Below are 17,066 nucleotides of genomic sequence, written 5' to 3'. Positions count from 1 at the left end.
CCACAACTCAGGCACTTGAGGCCGGAAAAGAAGTTTCTGTTGCCACTTAATACTTCAAGCAGACATCTCGATACTTTTAATAACAACCTGAAACTTAAAATGAAACACCAACATTGCTCGACGCTTTATATTCCCGACCACTTCACAACCCGCCAATTTAACTTGGCTGACTGCTGCGCTACATAACCCGAACCAGAAGAAGTCAATATGGATATTAATCGCAACCTATTTGCAACTGCCCCATCATCGGCCGACGAAGCTGAACGACTGAACATCGCCAAGGCTCTGGAGAACCGACACTTCCTTCGACAAGCCTTTCGTGCTGAAGAAGACTTCATGCAACTCGCTACGGAAGTTGTTTCGGGAAGCCGTTTCGACAGTGAACATCTCGCCGGCAAATTATTGCTGCGTTCACTCAGCAAACATCCAGAATTCATTGAATTCATTGCCTCCTTCGACCTGCCTGCCGATCACTTCTTTATGGTCAGAAGCAATGGTGAAGTGTACGCCGCCTATGAAGCGTTCGGCGCTACGGGTTTTTACATCCACTACGCCATCATTACCGATGAACTGTATGAGATCGAATCTTTACGGAACGATATCGAACTCTTGTCGAAAACCGCATGGCGTTCTGGCGGCATTATTTCCTCCAGCGCCACCGTGCCACTGCGCAACTGGCTGGCGTTTCAGGAAATTGACCCACCTGAAAATTATGCAGACCTTGCAAACTTGGTCGACTGCCTGAACTTCAAAATGCCCGCGCCGCCAAAATTCGCTAACTACTGGGGTATTTCCGAAGAGACTCAGGATATCGCCCTGATAGTCGAGCCGGAGCAGTATCCTGTGATCATGCAGGTCGTGCGAACGTTGATGGCTGAGTCGGGGCGGTATTCCGAGCCGTTGATCAACTACCTGACGGATGTGCTGCTCAAGAAGAGAAGCGGCGCCTTGCTGCAGGAAGATCCGCGACTGGCGTGGGAAATTCTGATGCAAACGAGCGAGGCAAAAAGTCTGGCTCAGCGTTGTTTCGATGCACTTCTGATCGAGGGCAAGGCACACACGGTAACGGAGGTCACCCGCAGCCGGTTACTGCTCGCCGCGGTCGTGCTGGACCTGGACATGGGCTCGGATGAGCGGGTCGAAACTCATCGAAGTCTGCGTTATGAATCGCTGTATGTGCATGAAACCCCGGCGCAGGCGCGGACTCGTCTCAAAAGCCATTTTGAGCAGATCAACCGCGTCAGTCCGTTCGCCGCTTACCTGGCAGTGGAACTGGTGCTGGCGGGGCAATCACCGGAGTTTCTGGTCGTTACCCCGCCGACACTGCTGATCGGTTCACCAGGCTGGGTCATGTTGCGCAAGGCCGTCATGCTGACAGAAAGGATCGCTCCCGGCTTGTCGCGCAAACTGTCTTATGAGCAACTGATGAAATTTGCCGCACTTGCGCCGCTCAGCGATGCACAACGCGCCCTGCATCAATTACTCAATCTGCAATGCGTGCTGGATTGGGCAAACATCAACGAGGTGATGCTCCGTGAAGACCCGGCATTATCGGAAGAACAGATCGCAACAGCGGCAGTGAATCACTACAACACGTATGCCGGTGAACTGGAGGCGGCGCTGAAGTCGATAACCGCTGCGCCGGTCAGCCGACGGAAACTGGCGCAGCAAACGCTGTTCGATGCCGACATCGACCATCATCAGGAGGTATTTCGTTCGCCACACAATAAAGGGGGACTGATCAGCGACACGGTGATCAATCTTTACCTTGCCAACCAGTTACACCGTAAAAACCTCACCAGCACATCGACCAAGCGCAATTTGCACGACGTGCATCCGGATTTGGCCAGCCTGGCGCCAATCAATCAGTTGTATGCCGATAAGCTCAAGCCGCAGCACGAAACCTTCAAGTCGGGAATCAGCACCATGATCCGGCTGGCATTCTCCCGGCTCGGCATGAGTGATCGAGAAGCACTGACACAGGGCGCTTCAACGCTCTACCTGGTGCGCGGCAACCGCAATATCCCCGGTCACAGCGCCGACCACTTCTCCCCGCACGGGGTGGTCATCCTGTGTCGTCACAAATCGAAAAACCATTGCTTTGAGTTGTTCCCGTTACAGGGAGTGTGCCGCAAAAGCGAGCGCCTGGCCGAGGCTTTCGCCAGCGGCTATGCATTCAATGAAGACACCGCAAGCTTCGACGGGCCGACCAACGGCAAGACCGGGAATTTCCCGCGCCTTACCTATCTGGAAAATATCATTACCGAGCACGCAGCCTACTTCCAGGGTGCAACGCCTGGTCAGAGCGAACAAACGGACATCAATCAATTACTGCCGCGCCGCCACTGGGAACTGGCCGAGCATGCAGATGTTCATGAGTTCGGCATGCTGCTTGATCGGTTTGGTCAATTTGCGCCGCACTACGAAGAATCGGCCTGGTACACATCGCCAATGGAAAGTTACCAATCGCCGAGGCTAAAAGACATTGCCGACTTCATTGCGCAAAAGAACCCGCCCATCACCTACAACGAATATTACCGGATGGGCTATGACCAGACTGAATACGAGGAAAAGCAGGAAGCGTACGAGCGCGTTGCCAACATCATTCTGAACATCTTCATTCCATTCAGAGGCTGTATCCAGCAACTGACTTCGGATGATCCGGATGAACGCAGTGGGGCAGCCTTCAGTTGCGTCATCGACGCCCTCGCGGTGTCCTTTGTCTTTATCGGGGCGGCCGGAGCGCTGGCAAAGGCAGTGGCAAGCAGCACCAGGCTGCTAAGCCTCGGGCGCGTGGCGGGCAGTATTCTGGTGTCAATCTTCAACCCTGTCGACGGCGTTCCCCAACTGATCGTCGGCGCCGGGAAGCTGGCAGGCAAAAGCGCGCTGAAGCTCAGCCACGCTGGCAGTTCGATCAGCATGACAGCAGCCCGCCAGCTGCGTCGACTGACGACCACCAGCAGTGGCTCCTACGACCTGGTCAAAGCGTTGAGCAAGTCCGGCGCGGCGGCCGAGATTCGCATGACATTGCCGACGGTGGCTCATGCGCGGGCACTGTTCAAGGACGACGCTCTGGAAACTGTCGAACAGATCGTCACACGACTGAGTCAGGACGTTATATCCGTCCCCAAGGGCAGCAATGCGACAGAGCTGCAGCATCTTTTCAATACTGCAACGAAGGAAGCGGCTGCGTCGTCAAAGGGATTCCAGGAACTGGAATCGTTGATAGGCCATGCCGCAGCGAACGACGTATTGATCACGTTCACAAAAAGCAAAGGCCCCAGGTTCAATGGAACCAAGTTCACTACAAAAGCCCGTGACTATTCCGACACACTCGGGTTCATGGCCGAGCTTGAATCAAAGAAAATCATCTACCTCAAGAATCATCAGCAAAACGTCTTGAAGCTGGATCTTGGCAAGCCGCCCTACACCGATGTGATGCCCGAATCGTCGTTCAACCCGCAGGGTTTCTCCGACAATGCGCAGCGAGCCGGGGCGTGGATGGTCAAAGGCTCGACCTCCGACAACGAACTGGCACACATTGTGGCGATCCTGCGTGAGTATGCGGGCAACAACAGATCCCTGACCGATGCGACCGTGGTCAAAGAAATCCACGGCCGATTGGTTCCTCAACTGGCTGGGTCCGTGCGCGAGGCGGGTGCGCCGTCAAAGTATGGCAGCAGCGTCAGCGGTTTTGCCTTGCTGGAGCAACACCTGAAAACACTTGATGCCGCTCATGAGCACTTCGACAAACACTTGCTGGCGGCCATCGCCGGTTTCCAAGGCTTCGGTGACGGCAATGGTCGTACCGCGAGTGCGGTGTATGCGATCAGCCAACTGCGCAACCAGCGATTTGTACCGATGCCGAAACACGTGTTCATGTCGTTGAGCGATCTGGGCTGACCACTCAAAATCCGTGCCCCGTTTAACGAGGCACGGATTTTCTCATTCACCGGTAAGCATCGCCGGCACGGTAAACCGAAACTCCGTGCCCTCACCTGGCTCACTGCTGGCCTCGATGCGCCCGCCGTGAGCTTCAACAATCCCCTGCGTGATGTACAAACCCAGTCCGGTTCCGGTCGGGTTGCCCTCCTTCACCGTCCAGTAGCGGTCAAACACCCGCGCCAGGTTTTCCTTGGGAATGCCTTCACCGGTATCGCGCACCGTAAACACGATTTCCCTGCCGTCAGACTTGGCCAGTACGCCCACTGAGCCTTTGCGCGGGGTGAACTTGATCGCGTTGCCGATCAGGTTCGACAGCACCTGAAACAGGCGCTCCGGGTCGGCATGGATTTTCAGGTCGGGGTCGGCCTGGAACGAGATGCTGATGTCCTTGTCCAGCGCCAGCGGCCCAAGCAGGGATTGGGTTTCCTCGAACATCTGCCCGACGTCCAAGGTCTGCGGGGCGATGGTGTAGCGCCCGGCGTCGATTTTCGAGGTGTCGAGCAAATCTTCGAGCAGCGTGTTCATCCGCCCGGCGGCCTGCTGCATGGTGTCGATCGCGGTGGAGATGCGCCGCGAGGTGTGCGGGCCATCTGAGCTGAAGGTCTTCTGCATCATGCCGCAGAGCATGGAAATCACGGTCATCGGATTGCGCAAATCGTGGGAAACCACTGCCACCAGCTCATCACGGGCGCGCACCGCTTCCTGCTCGCGGTGCACCTGCCGGGCCAGGTCGTTTTCCAGTGCGGAGCGGCGCAGGTCATTGGCCGCAAACAGATCGCCGTGGCTCCATTTGGTGGAGATCCCGGCCATCTCGACTTTCCAGATTTCGAACGAAGTGCGCGGGCGCAGACGCAGGCCGGCATCGGAGTTTTCCAGATCCAGCGGCTTGCGCGGATCACCGCTCCAGTTGATGTTCTCCTTGACCTCGGGGCGGAACCACAACACGCCGTTGTCCACCGGTTTGGGCAGGCTCATGGCGAGCACGCCGCTGGCCACTTGCTGAAATTGCGCGGCTGGCGGGTAGACGCTGGCCAGATGATGACTGGCGAACACCGGCTCGCCGGTTTCCTGCAACCACTTGTGCAGGGCGCGAATGTCTTCCGGTTCCGGGCAGTTGCCGTAACGGTGCAACTGCTTGTCTTCGATGATCGCAATGCCCCCGGCCCCGGCCAGCGCCATCAGCACTTGCGGTTGCTGCGCCAGACCATCGAAGACATTTTCCGGCGAGTCGATCATGGCTTGATTGAGCAGCGTCAGCGCCTCGACCTTTTCTTCACGCTGACGGCTGAGTTCCAGCGCCTCCATCGCGCTGATCTGCAGCGACAGCACCTGACCGATGGTCTGACAGGCACTGCGCAACTCGTGCGGCACATGCAGCGGCTGGCGGTTGCCACAGCTGATCAGGCCCCAGAGTTTGTCGCCCTTGAGCAGCGAGATGCTCATCGACGACAGAACGCCCATGTTCTTCATGTACTGACAATGAATCGGCGAGACGCTGCGCAGGGTGGCGAAACTCAGGTCCAGCGGGGTCTGGGTGTCCGGGCGCAGCTTGGGCACCAGCGGCACCGGCTGGTAATCGGCATTGGGGATGATCCGCAGCCAGTTGGTGCGGTACAGCTCGCGCGCTTGCTCGGGGATGTCCGAGGCCGGGAAGAACAGGCCGTTGAACACTTCCATCGACGGATCCGACGCCTCGGCGATCACCTGACCGTGGCCCTCCTCCTCGAAGCGGTAGATCAGCACCCGGTCGTAACCGGTCATCGCCTGGATTTCCTTGACGCTGATGTCATACAGCGCCTGCAATGTGGTGGCTGCTTGCAAGCGCTGGAGCATGCGTCCCAGATGGGTCTGGTTGCCGGCGACATTACGCGGCTGGAAGTTTTCGACGTGGATTTCCAGTTCCAGAATCAACACGCCTTGATGACGGTGCAGCAGACCTTCGAACGCGGTGCCGTTGAGGCGGAAATGCAGCGGTCCGGCATCGGCGAACACCGGTTGCTGCAGCGCATCGCGCACGGCGGCGGCAGGCGCTTCACCCAACAAACTGTGCAGCGGCTGGCCGATCAGCTCCTGCGCCGGCCGTGCCAAGAGGGTCTCGACGTTGGCGCTGATCTGAATGATTTCCAGCGCCGGCTCGCTCAGGGTCAGCAGCAGGCCATGGGGCTGGATGGCACCCGGAAAGCGGATCGGTTCGTCGGCACAGTTGGCCAGCAGTTCTTCAAAGGCTTCTTGGTCTTGCGGGTTCATGCCAGTACCTCCCGGCTTTCGAGCCAGCGCTCGAAACAACTGAATGTGGATTGGGCCGCCGCAACCACGGCTTCACGTTCATCCGCACTCAGCGGTCGACTGCCCAGGTAATCAATGAAATCGCGCCAGCGGCGGCCGGTGGCAGCGCCGTAAACGTCGAGGAATGCCGCGCCATTGTCGGCGTCCAGGCTCAACCGCGAAGCGATTTCGCGACGCAGGATCTGCCCGCCGAGGGTTGCCCCTTCCAGCACGTACAACACACCCAGGCAAGTCGGCCCGGAGTCGATCACGGGCAACGTCTGACACTGTGGCAAACGGGCGATGGTCTCGGTCGTAAGGCCCAGAGCCTGCAAATCATCGAGCAAAATCTGCGATTTGAGGCGTGGCGCAAGATCGAAACCCACCGGGATCGCGCCGCTGTCGAGCAATGCGCTTTCCAGTGGCCGATAAAAGCCGTAATAAGCCTGCATCAACCGTACGAAAGCGTTGGAATCGAGGGTATTGGAGAAAAAAGGAAGACGTTTTTCCAGTGCGATGTGCAGTTCGGCAGTGCCGGCTCGCAGATCTTGCAGCACCGGCGGCACATAAACTTCACGGGCCTTTGCTTGCATGTAAATCGCTCTTGGTGGGGCCGCTTCGGGGCCGGCAGGGTGTTTGCAGCTTTGGACGAATATTACACGGCAAACGCCTTTTTCTGACTTGGCACATAGATTTTTCTGACGAAACCAGCGCCTTCAGACTTTTGAGAGTTCCGGCCAATCGGAAAAGTTCGACTTGATTGAAGGGACTGCCAAGGCTGTACCGCGACAGCGCCGCGAGACTGTATGGGTCAACGCGGCCGCCGCCTGTGATAAAAATGCGGCATCGCTTCTGGAGCCCACATCCATGGATCTCGCCACGCTTACGCTGTTTCTTCCGGCCTGCTTTGCCTTGAACATGGCCCCCGGCCCCAACAATTTGCTGTCGGTCAGCAATGCCACCCGCTATGGCTATCGCCGGGCCTGCGCCGCCGGTATCGGGCGGATTATCGCGTTCGCCGGGATGATCGCCCTCGCCGGCGCCGGACTGTCAGTGGTGCTGCAGACCTCGGAATGGCTGTTCCATGCGATCAAGATCATCGGCGCGGCGTATCTGCTGTACCTGGCCTGGCAACTGTGGCGAGCCAATCCTGAGGCCGAGCAGCAGGTAGCGGGAGCGTCGGTGGGGTTCTGGCGGCTGGCACGTCAGGAGTTTCTGGTGGCGGCGGGCAATCCGAAAGCGATCCTGCTGTTCACCGCGTTTCTGCCGCAATTCGTTGATCCGAGCCGCCCGGTGCCGGCGCAATTCGCCGTGCTCGGTGCACTGTTCCTGCTGCTGGAATGGATCGCGATCGGCGCCTATGCGTGGATGGGCCTGCACATGCGCCGCTGGTTCGCCGAGCCGCGCGGCAAACGGGTCTTCAACCGTTGCTGTGCAGGGCTGCTGTCGGCGGCCGCTTCAGTGCTGTTGTTCGCCAAACGTGCTTAAGCCTCGGACGGGCCTTTGAGTTCGACCTGATTGCCGTCCGGGTCGAAGCAATACAGCGACAGGCCGTAGCCCTCGGCGCCGAAGCGTCTGGCGGCTTTTTCCACGGTCAGGCCGCAGGATTGCAAGTGGCTGACCAGCGCCGCCTCGTCGAACGGGTCGATGCGCAGGCAGAAATGATCGACGTTGCGCCGCTCGGTACCGGCTGCACCGCCGCCCTTCCTGCCCAGCTCGCCTTGCAAGTTGACGAGATCGATCATCGAAGTTCCGGCGCGCAGGTGCACCAGACCCAGTGGTTCGTTGTGTCTGACCACCTCGGCACCGAAGACCTGGCGGTAAAAATCGATACTGCGCTGCAGATCGGCGACACGCAGGACGATGTGATCAATATGTTGAATCGAAAACGGATGCATGAACTCGACACCTCACCCACTCTGTAGGAGCTGCCGCAGGCTGCGATCTTTTGCTTTTGATTTTAAGAAACAAGATCAAAAGATCGCAGCCTGCGGCAGCTCCTACACGGTAGTTCAGAGGTTCTGGAAATTCACTGTCGATTTTTCGGTGGAGCCATCGAAATCCTGGATTTAAGCTCTGGCCATGAACATACAAACCGCACTGCTGCCGCCCCACGCCGAGATGGTTCGCGCCATGCTCGAACGCGACACCGCCTACGAAGGGGTGTTCTTCACGGCCGTGAAAACCACCGGGATCTTCTGCCGCCCCAGTTGCACGGCGCGCAAGCCGAAGCCGGAAAACGTCGAATTCTTCGCCCATGCCGATGAGTGCCTGAGCGCCGGTTATCGCGCCTGCCTGCGCTGCAAACCGCTGGACGCTGCAGCCATCGCACCCGATTGGGTGCAGCGCCTGCTCAAAGCCGTCGATGCCGACCCGGAAGTGCGCTGGAGCGACGCCCAGTTGCTGGCCGAAGGCATCGAACCGCTGAAGCTGCGACGCTGGTTCAAGCAGCATTTCGGCATGACCTTCCATGCATGGCTGCGCACCCGCCGGCTCGGCATGGCGCTGGGCGGCATTCGCCAGGGCGCCTCGATCGATCACGCGGCGTTTGACTCCGGCTATGAATCGCTCAGCGGTTTTCGTGACGCGTTCCAGAAATCCTTCCACATCACCCCGGGCCGCGCGGCCAACAGCGAACCGCTGCTGTTCACCCGCCTGACCACACCACTGGGGCCGATGATCGCCATGGCCGAACGTCGGGGACTGGTGTTGCTGGAGTTTCTCGACCGCCCGGCGCTGACCCGCGAAGTCGAGGAATTGCAGGCCCGTCACGGCTACGTGGTCGCACCGGGGCACAATGCGCATCTGCAGCAGATCGAACAACAACTGAAGGAATATTTCGCCGGCACCCGCAGCGTCTTCAGCGTGCCACTGCACCTGCCCGGCAGCGCGTTCGACCGGCAAGTCTGGGACGAACTGCTGAACATCCCCTTCGGCCACACCAGCACCTACGGTGCCATCGCGGCACGTTTGGGCAAACCCGGCGCTAGTCGCGCGGTGGGGTTGGCCAACGGGCACAATCGGTTGTCGATCGTGGTCCCGTGCCATCGGGTGATCGGTGCGGATGGGTCACTGACCGGCTATGGTGGTGGGCAGCCGCGCAAGGCGTTTCTGCTGAGGCTGGAAAACGCTGCGGTGCAGCTCACACAACCCCTGGCTTTCTGACGCTTTGCACCACTCACAAGAAGGAATCTCGATGAACGCGCTCGACACTCGGTTCCACCAGTTACACCAGGAAGGTCTGCTGATCCTGACCAACGTCGCCGACGCCACTGGCGCGCGACTGGTCGAGCACGCGGGCGGTAAAGCGGTCGCGACCAGCAGCGCGGCAGTCGCTTGGGCGCATGGCTACCCAGACGGCAACACCCTGCCCCTCGAGCGGTTGATTTCAACCGTGGAATCCATCGCGCGGGTGATCCAGGTGCCGCTGAGCGTGGACATCGAGGCGGGTTATTCCGATGATCTTGGCCGTGTGGCCGAAGTGGTCGATGCGGTGCTCGCCGCCGGTGCGGTCGGGATCAATATCGAGGACGGCAGCGGCGCCCCGGAACTGTTGGCGCGCAAGATTGAAATGGCTCGGCAAGTCGCTCAGAAGCGTGATGTGAAGCTGTTCATCAATGCGCGCACGGACGTCTACCTCAAGGGTCTGGTACCGGCCGAGGATCGCGTCGCCGAAACCCTGCGCCGTTCGGCGTTGTATCAGGCGGCCGGGGCCGATGGGCTGTTTGCCGCTGGCGTGACCGCCGCTTATGAAATCGAGGCAATCTGCAAGGGCACGTCACTGCCGGTGAACGTGCTCGGCTTCGCCTGCCTGCCCTCGCCGACCGAGCTGCAAGCCCTGGGCGTGCGGCGCTTGAGCGCCGGGTCCGGGATCGCCGAATTCCTCTATGGCGCGATGGGTGCGCTGGTGAAAAGTTTCCTCGCCAGCGGCAAGCTCGATACCCATGATTTGAAGGCGCTGACCTACGGCGAAGTCAACGGTCTGCTGAAATAGCATGCCGGATCGTTATCAGGCGGCCAGTGAGTTTCTGGCCGCGCTCGACAAGGACTGGCATCGCCACATTGCCGCCGTCGGCCCCTGCCTGCATCAACCGCACCCGACGCGTGATCCGTATCAGTCGCTGGTGCGGGCGATTGCCTATCAGCAACTGCACACCAAGGCCGGGGACGCGATTGTCGGGCGCCTGGTGGCGTTGTTTCCCGGGCAGACGTTTCCCCGGCCTGAACAGATTCTCGCGACCGACTTTGATCGACTGCGTGGCTGCGGCTTTTCGGCGGGCAAGATTGCAACGATTCAGGGCATCGCCCAGGCAACGCTGGACGGCGTGGTACCGGACTACCCCATCGCGCGGGCGATGGACGACGAGACGTTGATCGAACGTCTGGTCAGCCTGCGCGGGGTTGGCCGCTGGACGGTGGAGATGCTGCTGATCTACAGCCTGGAACGCATGGATATTTTGCCAGCGGATGACTTTGGCGTGCGCGAGGGCTATCGCCGATTGAAGGGGCTGGAGGTGCAGCCGACGCGCAAGCAAATGATCGAGATCGGCTTGGCGTGGAGCCCGTATCGGACGGTGGCGGCCTGGTACCTGTGGCGCGTACCAAAACCCCTGTAGGAGCGGCCCGAACCTGCGGCAGCTTCTACAGGGGAATGCATTGCAAAGGTGGGAGCGAGCCTGCTCGCGAAGGCGCCAGTTGATTCAACCTCAAATCACAGACCTGACTTCAACTTGCTGAACGCCCGAATCAAAGCCCGATTGAACGCCTTGCCATTGTCATTCTTGCTGTACAGCGAAGCCCGCACCGCCGCTGACGGGTACGTCCCCGGATCATTGCGGATCGACGCATCAACCAAAGCATCCGCCGCCGTGATCGCATTGGCGTAGTGGATGGTGTCAGTGATCGGCGCGATCACCTCAGGCGTCATCAGATAATCCATCAACGCCAGCCCGGCCTGCGGATGCGGCGCATCCTTGGGAATGACCATGGCGTCAAACCAGATCAACGTGCCCTCTTTGGGGATGCGGTAGCTGAGCTGGAACGGCTTGTTCGCCGCTTGCGCCTGCCCTGCTGCAATCGCCACGTTGCCGTTCCACGACATCGCCACGCAGGTGTTGCCGTTGGCCAGGTCGCTGATGTTCAGGTCGTTGTCGAAGTAGCGAATGTACGGGCGGATCTTCGCCAGTTGCTGCTCGGCGAGTTTCAGGTCATCGAGGTTCTGCCGGTTGATGTCCAGGCCCATGTACTTCATGACCGCCGCGAACACTTCGTTCGGATCGTTGAGCAGACTTACCCCGCAATCGGCAAATTTCGCAACCACGGCCGGGTCAAACAGCATCGCCCAACTGTCGGTCGGCGCCTGCGGCAGACGCTGCTTGATCGCCTGTTCCTGATAGCCCACCCCCGTGGTGCCCCAGGCGTAAATCCCGGCGTAGCGGTTGCCCGGATCGAACACCGCCATGTGCTGGCGAAACTCCTCGCCAACCCCGGCAAAGTACGGCACTTGCGCCTTGTCCAGCGGCTGGATCGCACCACTCTCGATGGCCCGCGACAGGTGCTGGCCGGCGGTCAGCACCAGGTCATAACCGCTGCGCCCGGTGAGCAGTTTGGTTTCCACGGTTTCCAGCGAATCGAAGTGATCGGCGACCACCTGAATGCCGGTCTGCGCTTCAAAATTCTTCAGCGTATCCGGGGCCAGGTACTCGCCCCAGATGTACAGATTGACCACCGGTCTGGCGGTGTCGGCGGCCTGCACACACAGGGGTGCAAGCACCAGCAATAACGCTTGAGTCAGTTTGTGCAGGCCCATCATCACACCCCCTTGCGATTAGACGTGCCGGCGTATTGCGGCATGGTGATGCACGCGACGTTGCCGCCACCGAGGAGGATTTCCCGGGAGTTTTCGATGCCGACAATCTTGTGCTGCGGGAACAGTTCGGCCAGGGTCGCCATGGCCACCTGATCGTTGCGATCACCGAACAGCGGTACCACGATCGAACTGTTGCCGGCGTAGTAGTTGATGTACGACGCGCAGATTCTGGTGCCAGCCTGACGGGTATGGGTGCTGTCCTGCTGATCGAGGCCTTCGGCTTCCTCGGCGGTCCACTCCAGCACGTCCGGTTGCGGCAGCTTGTGCACGATCAACGCGCGGCCACGGCTGTCGGGGGTGCTGCGCAGGATGTCGTAGGCCTCCTGATAGATTTCCCATTGCGGGTCATCGCGGTTGTCGGTCCACTGCAGCACCACTTCCCCGGGGCGCACGAAGCAGGCGAGGTCATCGACATGGCCATCGGTTTCGTCGAACTTGCAGCCGCGTGGCAGCCAGATCACCTGTTCGGCGCCAAGGTAATCGGTCAGGCGCCGAGTGACTTCCTCCTTGCCCAGATGCTGGTTGCGATTGCGGTTGAGCAGGCACTGTTCGGTGGTGAGGATGCTGCCCTGACCATCGCTCTGGATGCCGCCGAGTTCGGCAATCAGCGGTGCGCGGTAACGGTCGAAGCGTTCGATTTCGAGGATCTTGCTGGCGATCTGGTCGTCCTTGTCCCACGGGTAATACAAGCCACCGTCGAGGCCGCCGTAGGCGTTGAATTCGAAGTCGACGCCACGCACTTCGCCGCTTTCATCATTGACCACAAAGCACGGGCCGCTGTCGCGAAACCAGGTGTCGTTGCAGGTCATCTCGACCACGCGCACTTGCGGCGGCAATTGCCGACGCGCCGTGGCAAATTGCGCGGCGGAGGCGCAGACCGTGACCGGTTCGCTGTGGGAGATGGCGGTGACGATCTGCACCCAGACTTTCTGCGCCGGTTTCGCGCCGTTGCGCCACACGTCGGTGCGCTCCGGCCAGCCGAGCCAGCAGCCGGATTTGGCTTCGAATTCGCCGGGCAGACGGAAGCCGTCGTGTTTGGGGGTGGAGTCGAGCAAACGTGCCATGGTCAAACCTCGTCTTGGGTGGGGAATGACCACAGGCTAAGGTCGCGGACGGCAGGCCCGCCAACGATGATTATTGCGGAACCGTTGAATTCAACTCATCAATCGCTCAACTGATCGTTGAACCATTCGAGCATCTGCGCCACCGCCGGACGCTCCAGCCGCAGCCGTTCGCAAACCAGCGCGTATTGGCCGAGCGCGGTCATGCTCGCACTGAACGGCCGCACCAGTCGCCCGCTCAGCAGGTCCTCCTGCGCGGTGAGGTTGTCGCCCATCGCCACGCCCTGCCCCTGCGCCGCCGCTTCCAGCGCCAACCCGGCATGGGCGAAATACAGCTGACGCTGCGGGCGCAGATCGCCGGCGTGGCTGGTGAGCCACGTTGTCCAGGTCTTGCCATCCTGATCGTCGTGCAGCAGGCAATGGCGCATCAAGTCCTTCGGCGACTTCAGAGCGCCCTGGTTGAACAGCCCGGGGCTGCACACCGGGAAGAATTGCAGCGCCGGCAACGGCCGCACGAAGTAGGAACTGCTGTCTGCAGGTCCGATGCCGTAAGTGATCGCCAGATCGATGTCCTCGCCCGGCGCGCTGGCGTCGATCGGCTGTTCGTAGAGATGCAGGGTGATGTGCGGATAGCGCGCATAGAAATCAGTGAGGCGGTTCATCAGCCACTTCTGCGCCAGTTCGGCGGTGACCGCCAGACGCACGACCGCCAGCGAGGATGGATCGCGCAGTTCATCGCAGGCCTCGCCGATCAATTCGAAGGCCTGCTGCAGGCTCTGCATCAGGCGCCCGGCGGCAATGGTCGGGCGGATCTGCCGGCCTTCGCGGATGAACAGCGAGACGCCGAGCTGCTCTTCGAGCTGACGGATCTGGTGGCTGACGGCGCTGTCGGTGACGCACAGCTCGGCGGCAGCCCGGCCGAAATGCGCGTGGCGGGCGGCGCATTCGAAGGTTCTGAGGGCGGCCAGTGAGGGGAGTCTTCGCATGGGTTGGGGTGCCTTTTTTGGGGACATGCTGACCGGGCCTTGAGCAGGCGTCCAGTGGCTCCGCGTTATCGTTCATCGCTGGCAAGCCAGCTCCCACAGGTTTTGTGTCGAATGGCAAAGCCGCGCACACCAAAAAATCACTGTGGGAGCTGGCTTGCCAGCGATGGCGTCGGCACATTCACACAATTCTTCTAGGCTCATTCAAACCCATCCAGCCAACCGGAGGCCCCTCATGCACCTCGAAGGCTCTTGCCACTGCGGCGCCGTCACCTTCAGCCTGACCAGCGCCCATCCCTATCCCTATCAACGCTGCTACTGCTCGATCTGCCGCAAGACCCAGGGCGGTGGCGGTTACGCGATCAACCTGGGTGGCGACGCGGCCAGCCTCAAGGTTCAGGGGCGCAAGCACATCAGCATCTACCACGCGAAGATGAAGGAAGCAGGTGAAAAACGTGCCCATCGCAGCACGGCCGAACGGCATTTCTGCTCACAGTGCGGCAGCGGTTTATGGTTGTTCAGCCCTGAGTGGCCGGAGCTGATCCACCCGTTCGCCTCGGCCATCGATACGCCGCTGCCGGTACCGCCGCAACACACGCATTTGATGCTGGGGTCGAAGGCGCCTTGGGTCGAAGTGGATGCCAAGCCCAAGGACAAACAGTTTGCGGTGTATCCCGAGGAGTCGATTGCGCAGTGGCATGAGCGCTTGGGGCTGGTCAAATGAGCATGGATTTGCGCTGGCTTTGATGGCCCTATCGCTGGCAAGCCAGCTCCCACAGGTTTTGTGTACGCCGAGAAACCTGTGGGAGCTGGCTTGCCAGCGATAGGGCTGGAACCGACAACGCAGATCAGTCCAGATGCGCCCAGGTCATCCGAAACGACGCCCCACCCCACACTGATTCCCCGACCTCGACCTGCCCGCCATGGGACTGCGATACCCGTCGCACCAACGCCAGACCCAGCCCAAAGCCACCGGTACGCCGGTCGCGGCTGGCATCCAGTCGCGAGAACGGTTCGAAGATCTTCTCCCGGCCTTCCACCGGCACCCCCGGACCATCGTCGTTGACCCGCACTTCGTAGTAATCGCCGCTGCGCACCAGCGTCACCTCGACTCGCTGCTCGGCATAACGAATGGCATTACGCAGCAGATTGATCACCGCCCGCGCCATGAACCGCGGCTCAATGCGCACGGTGTCGAGCCGGCAGTCACCAATCAGCAACTGCACCCCCGCCGCTTCCGCCTCCAGCGCAACGCTGCCGACCACGCTGTCGAGCCAGTTGGCCGCTTGAATGTTTTCGCGCTTGATCACCGTCGCACCGCGTTCGAGGCTGGCGTAGGTCAGCAGTTCGGAGACCATTTCTTCCAACTCGCCGAGGTCGGCGTACATGTCGGCGATCAGTTCGCGGTTCTGGCTGGCGTCCGGCTGTTGCTTGAGCTGGTCGAGTTCAAACGACAGCCGCGCAATTGGCGTACGCAATTCGTGGGAGACCGCGTTGGTCAGCTCGCGCTGATTGGCGATCAGGCTCTCGATGCGCGCCGCCATCAGGTTGAAGTGTTCCGCCAGATCGCGGATGTTCGAGCGTTTCGACAGTTGAATGCGCACCGACAGATCGTTATCGCCAAAGCGCTCGGCGGCCAGACGCAGTTTTTCCAGATCGCGCCAGTGCGGGCGTACCCAGAAGAACAGCACGATGCCGATGAGCACCGCGAGCATCGCGTAAGCCACCGCGATGTAGAACGGCATCAGGCTCGGTTCGGGCGGCAGCTTGATGCTGAGCAGTTGCGAGCCACCGTCGATGTTGCTGATGAATTGGGTGTAGTTGTCGCGGATCACCAACAGGTTTTGCGCCAGTTCGGCCTTTTCCTCGGTGCTGAGGTCCAGTTGATCGGCTTCGATCAGCTTCAGCGACAAGCCGTAGTGCGGGCGCAACGCTTCCAGCTGCTGTTCACGCGCCGCGCCTTGCTGATCGCGCATGTGCTCGACCAGTGACCACGCCTGCCCGCGCACCGCCTCACGGTTGTAGGCCTGCATCTGATTGTCGAGCAACGCGTTGAAGGTGTGTTCGACAGTTTGCAGAGCCAGGACCAGGCCCACCGTCATCACCAGAAACAGCCCGAGGAATAACCGCAGCATCTACAGCTCCCACGCGAATGGATTGAACAGGTAACCCTTGCCCCACACGGTCTTGATGCACACCGGCTCACGGGGATTGTCCTTGAGTTTGTTGCGCAACTTGCTGATGTACACGTCGACGCTGCGATTGAGCCCATCGAAGGCGATACCGCGCATGCGGTTGAGGATGTCATCGCGGGACAGGGTTTTGCCGGCGGCGCTGGCCAGCAGCCACAGCAGCTCGAATTCCATGGTGGTCATTTCGATGATCTCGCCAGCCAGCCGCACTTCGCGGCAGCTGCGGTCGATGCTCAAGCGGCCGAACTCCAGCGCACTGACCACGCCGGCCTCCGGCATCTGCCGACGCTGCAAGGCGCGTAGCCGAGCGAGCAATACCGGCGGCTTGATCGGCTTGATCACGTAATCGTCGGCGCCGGATTCCAGGCCGAGAATGTGGTCGAGGTCGTCTTCCTTGGCGGTGAGGATGACAATCGGCGTGTCCGACACGCTGCGGATTTCCCGGCACACGTGCAGCCCGCTCTGCCCCGGCAGCATCAGATCAAGCACCACCACTTTGGGCTGGAATTCGAGAAACGCGGCCACCGCCAGATCGCCGCGATGCACCGCGCGCACCTCGTAGCCATGCTGCTCGAGAAAGTGCGCAATCAGCGTGGCCAGACGTTCATCGTCTTCGACCAGCAGGACTTTGCCAAAACCCAGGTTATCCATAACGACCGTCTGCCAACCCATGTGTGAAATGGTCGACAGTATGGCGGCAATCGTCGGCGAGGCGTTGTTTCGGGCAGCAAAAACCGGCCGCAGGGGCCGG

At 60.3% G+C, this 17,066-nt stretch carries 14 protein-coding genes; 6 read left to right on the top strand and 8 right to left on the bottom strand.

The features are described from left to right. The first annotated feature begins 207 nt into the window (after positions 1-207). The gene (locus B1722_RS12535; protein ID WP_086792736.1) at positions 208-3,903 is read left to right on the top strand and encodes a hypothetical protein; all 3,696 of its coding nucleotides are present in this window, start codon (positions 208-210) and stop codon (positions 3,901-3,903) included. 42 nt (positions 3,904-3,945) lie between these two features. On the opposite strand, the gene B1722_RS12530 is transcribed toward B1722_RS12535, so the two are convergent. After that, positions 3,946-6,192 carry an ATP-binding protein gene (locus B1722_RS12530; protein WP_041067333.1) on the bottom strand — a complete coding sequence of 749 codons (2,247 nt, stop codon included), beginning with the start codon at positions 6,190-6,192 and terminating at the stop codon, positions 3,946-3,948. Next, positions 6,189-6,803, bottom strand: a complete 615-nt coding sequence (locus B1722_RS12525; RefSeq protein WP_041067336.1) for a biliverdin-producing heme oxygenase — start codon at positions 6,801-6,803, stop codon at positions 6,189-6,191. The genes B1722_RS12530 and B1722_RS12525 overlap by 4 nt, the downstream gene beginning before the upstream one ends. Before the next feature lie 274 nt (positions 6,804-7,077). Between B1722_RS12525 and B1722_RS12520 the strand changes: the two genes are divergently transcribed. Beyond that, positions 7,078-7,698 carry a LysE family translocator gene (locus tag B1722_RS12520; RefSeq protein WP_047293666.1) on the top strand — a complete coding sequence of 207 codons (621 nt, stop codon included), beginning with the start codon at positions 7,078-7,080 and terminating at the stop codon, positions 7,696-7,698. On the opposite strand, the gene B1722_RS12515 is transcribed toward B1722_RS12520, so the two are convergent. Next, positions 7,695-8,108, bottom strand: coding sequence for a VOC family protein (locus B1722_RS12515; RefSeq protein WP_041067342.1), 414 nt, complete (start codon positions 8,106-8,108; stop codon positions 7,695-7,697). The two genes, B1722_RS12520 and B1722_RS12515, sit on opposite strands and share 4 nt — an antisense overlap. Positions 8,109-8,292: 184 nt before the next feature. On the opposite strand from B1722_RS12515, the gene B1722_RS12510 reads away from it, so the two are divergent. Genes B1722_RS12510 through B1722_RS12500 form a run of 3 tightly spaced genes read left to right on the top strand, consistent with a single transcriptional unit; the run spans position 8,293 to position 10,826 of the window. Then, positions 8,293-9,375, top strand: a complete 1,083-nt coding sequence (locus B1722_RS12510) for a bifunctional transcriptional activator/DNA repair enzyme AdaA (RefSeq protein WP_041067344.1) — start codon at positions 8,293-8,295, stop codon at positions 9,373-9,375. A gap of 31 nt (positions 9,376-9,406) precedes the next feature. Further along, on the top strand, positions 9,407-10,204 hold the full coding sequence (locus tag B1722_RS12505; protein ID WP_086792734.1) for an isocitrate lyase/phosphoenolpyruvate mutase family protein: 798 nt from the start codon (positions 9,407-9,409) through the stop codon (positions 10,202-10,204). A gap of 1 nt (position 10,205) precedes the next feature. After that, the gene (locus tag B1722_RS12500; RefSeq protein ID WP_086792732.1) at positions 10,206-10,826 is read left to right on the top strand and encodes a DNA-3-methyladenine glycosylase; all 621 of its coding nucleotides are present in this window, start codon (positions 10,206-10,208) and stop codon (positions 10,824-10,826) included. 95 nt (positions 10,827-10,921) lie between these two features. On the opposite strand, the gene B1722_RS12495 is transcribed toward B1722_RS12500, so the two are convergent. The 3 genes from B1722_RS12495 to B1722_RS12485 form a co-directional block, all read right to left on the bottom strand. Next, entirely contained in the window at positions 10,922-12,019 is a 1,098-nt protein-coding gene (locus tag B1722_RS12495) for an extracellular solute-binding protein (RefSeq protein WP_086792730.1), read from the bottom strand. 2 nt (positions 12,020-12,021) lie between these two features. Further along, positions 12,022-13,143: an agmatine deiminase gene (aguA, locus tag B1722_RS12490; RefSeq protein ID WP_086792728.1), complete on the bottom strand. Its 1,122-nt coding sequence runs from the start codon at positions 13,141-13,143 to the stop codon at positions 12,022-12,024. 98 nt (positions 13,144-13,241) lie between these two features. Further along, complete coding sequence (locus B1722_RS12485; RefSeq protein WP_041067359.1) at positions 13,242-14,126, bottom strand: LysR substrate-binding domain-containing protein; 885 nt, start codon at positions 14,124-14,126, stop codon at positions 13,242-13,244. Positions 14,127-14,358: 232 nt separating this feature from the next. On the opposite strand from B1722_RS12485, the gene B1722_RS12480 reads away from it, so the two are divergent. After that, a complete protein-coding gene (locus B1722_RS12480; RefSeq protein ID WP_041067362.1) occupies positions 14,359-14,847 on the top strand; it encodes a GFA family protein in 489 nt (162 codons plus the stop codon). Positions 14,848-14,971: 124 nt separating this feature from the next. Here the strand turns inward: B1722_RS12480 and B1722_RS12475 are convergent, their stop codons facing one another. Together B1722_RS12475 and B1722_RS12470 are read right to left on the bottom strand one after the other, a co-directional pair. Further along, the gene (locus tag B1722_RS12475) at positions 14,972-16,258 is read right to left on the bottom strand and encodes an ATP-binding protein (protein WP_041067365.1); all 1,287 of its coding nucleotides are present in this window, start codon (positions 16,256-16,258) and stop codon (positions 14,972-14,974) included. Next, on the bottom strand, positions 16,259-16,966 hold the full coding sequence (locus B1722_RS12470) for a response regulator (RefSeq protein WP_027613172.1): 708 nt from the start codon (positions 16,964-16,966) through the stop codon (positions 16,259-16,261). It abuts the gene before it with no gap. Between the last annotated feature and the right edge of the window lie 100 nt (positions 16,967-17,066).

It is taken from the genome of Pseudomonas sp. SCPG-7, assembly GCF_002156405.1.
In the GTDB taxonomy this organism is placed as follows: domain Bacteria; phylum Pseudomonadota; class Gammaproteobacteria; order Pseudomonadales; family Pseudomonadaceae; genus Aquipseudomonas; species Aquipseudomonas parakoreensis.
This window is presented reverse-complemented; position numbering and strand designations above follow the sequence as displayed.